The following is a 2,684-nucleotide window of genomic DNA, read 5'->3' on the forward strand; positions in this document are numbered from 1 at the left end:
GTACCGCATTACCGGCCCCGATATCGCGACCTTGCGCGACCACGCCCGCGATCTGACGGCTTTGGTCGCGTCTGACGACCGTCTGCGCGACATTGTTATGGACTGGAACGAACCGGCCCGCGTGGTCCGCGTCGATATCCTGCAGGACCGCGCCCGGCAGCTTGGCATCACGCCGCGCGACATCGCGGCGGCACTGAATGCGATCTATGACGGCACCAAGGTGACCGAGTTGCGCGACGACGCCTATCTGGTCGATATCCTTGCGCGCGGCGACGATGCATCGCGGCAATCGGTCGAGGCGCTGGCGGGGCTGCAACTGTCGACGGAAGGCGGCGTGACGATCCCGCTCCGCTCGGTCGCGACCTTCCGGTATGAGACCGAGCAGCCCGTCATCCACCAGCGCAACCGCATGCCGACGATCACCGTCAAGGCAGGGATCGAGGGTAAGGATCAGCCTGCGACCGTGGTCAAGGCACTGGAAGAGAAGATCGCCGACTTCAACGCCACCCTGCCCTTCAGCTATGCGGTCGAGGTCGGCGGCTCGGTCGCCGAAAGCGCCAAAAGCCAGGCGCCGATTGCCGCTGTCGTGCCGCTGATGATGCTGGTCATGCTGACGCTGATCATGATCCAGATGCAAAGCTTCCGGCTGACTTTCGTCGTCCTCTGCGTGGCGCCTTTGGGCCTGATCGGCGTCGTGGCGGCGCTGGTGCCCTCGGGCGCGCCCCTTGGCTTCGTCGCGATCCTCGGCGTGCTGGCGCTCATCGGCATTCTCATCCGAAACTCGATCATCCTTGTCGATGAAATCGAAGTGCTGAAGGACAAGGGCCGGTCGGTATGGGACGCGGTCTTTGAGGCCTCGGACGCCCGCGCCCGGCCGATCCTCTTGACAGCGGCGGCGGCAAGCCTCGCGCTGATCCCGATCTCGCGCCAGATCTTCTGGGGGCCGATGGCTTATGCGATGATGGGCGGCATCATCGCGGGCACAGTGATCACGCTGGTCTTTGCGCCCGCGCTCTATCTCGCGGTGTTCCGGGTGAAGCAGGAAGAGTCCGACTGAGCTACAACGCTTGCTTGGAAATGCCCGGGCAAATGCCGGGCGGGCGCCTGTCCGTGGGGTGGCGCGGCAACCGCTGTTCGGCGCGCTTTATAGCTGCAAAGCCCCTCTGCCCCCCTGCGAGGCGCGCGACCGCGAAAGCGCCAGCCCGCCGGAACGGGCAGGCGCTCGCCCGGCGCGCTGCGCGCTTGTTCCGGGCAAAGGAAAAACCCAAACGAAGACTATGCCAGACGCATCGCAGAGACCGGAAGGCGGATCGGAAACTCCTCGCGGATCTTCACGTCCGTTGCCGCGCCGAAATAGTTTGGGAAATGGTTGCCGAGAATATCGGCGGTCACCGCCCGACTGCGTTCGAAAAGATCGCTCGATCCCTCCGCCTCCCACGCATCGGTTCGGGTGCGGTCCATCAGCGAGGGGTAGATGTACTCCGTCTCCATGTAATCCAGCGTCTGCGGATTGCCGAGGAAATGACCCGGCCCGACCGCGCAGGAATGGATGATATCAACCGACAACGTGTCATCGCTGACCTCGATCCCGCGCACGGTGCGGGCAATCATGCCCGCCGCCTCGTTGTCGATCACCATGGATTCGAAGCTGCACCCCATCAGGCTGCCCATCATGCCGCCGAATTCACAAAGCCGGTTGGCACCCGCATGGGCCGCCAGCGCCGTCGTCAGCGCCTTTTCCAGCCCGTATTGCGCGTCGGGGATCTTGGCATCCGTCATGCCGCAGCCGACGCTGGTCGGCAGGTTGTAGTAGTTCCCCATCTGCACCGCCGCCGCCGCGATCAGCGCCTGTTCGCCGCTGCCGCCGGTGAAGGACCCGGTGCGCAGATCGGTGATGAAGGGCCAGGCGGCGAAGGTCATGGCGCAGCCGGGGCGAATGAGGTTGACGATGGCAAGGCAGGCCAGCGTCTCGGCCACCGATTGCGCCAAAGTGCCCGCGAGCGGCGCGGGAGAGGTCGCCCCCGCCTGCGGCGGCACGGCGATGTCGCTGGTCAGGCCGAGCTTGCTCGTCTCGATCAAAAGTTCCAGATTCTCCCGCCCGAAGCGCAGGGGAGAGACAACCGGACAGCCGCCGAAAATGACCGAGGGCTTTTTCAGGAATGTGCCCTCGCCACCCGACGCATGGTCGAAAAGCCGGATCGCGGCGGGGATATGGTCGCGGCTGCGGAAGGTCAGGCAGGCGGGTTTCTCGGTCCCGGCAAGGATCGCGTAGACCATGCTCATGTCATGTTCGAAATCCTCTGGCACATCGGTCGCCAGCACCGTGTCACCGGCCATGTGGATGTTCTCCAGCCGGTCGACCAGCCGGGTGAAGTCATAGATGTCGCGTAAGGTGGAGGGGCGGTAGGTCTTCGTCTCCGCATCGAAGGTCGTCACCGCCGTGCCGGAATTGGAAAAATGCACGCTGGTCGCGGTGCAATGCATGTCGTCCTTGCCCGCCCGGCTGCCGCGCGCATGGACGTAATACTCCTTCGCCGCCCCGGCGATCACATCCTCCATCAGCCCGCGCGGAAAACAAAGCCGCCCGTGCTCGTTGAGCACCGCACCCTTCGGAAGCATCAGGTCCAAGAGCTCCCGCGTTGCATCCCCGAGCCCGGTGCGTTCGAGAATGGTCAAGGCCGCGG

The 2,684-nt window shown here is 64.8% G+C and carries 2 protein-coding genes; one reads left to right on the forward strand and one right to left on the reverse strand.

Going from position 1 to position 2,684, the window contains the following annotated elements:
* Window positions 1–1,057, forward strand: a 1,057-nt coding sequence (locus WBB85_RS08095) for an efflux RND transporter permease subunit (RefSeq protein ID WP_432638111.1), incomplete at its 5' end; no start/stop codon positions are given.
* Between the two features lie 218 nt (window positions 1,058–1,275).
* Here WBB85_RS08095 and WBB85_RS08100 read toward each other — a convergent pair.
* Window positions 1,276–2,684 (reverse strand): trimethylamine methyltransferase family protein (locus tag WBB85_RS08100; protein ID WP_432638112.1); only part of this gene is annotated, 1,409 nt, incomplete at its 5' end.

Source organism: Albidovulum sp. (genome assembly GCF_049646345.1).
Taxonomy (GTDB): domain Bacteria; phylum Pseudomonadota; class Alphaproteobacteria; order Rhodobacterales; family Rhodobacteraceae; genus Albidovulum.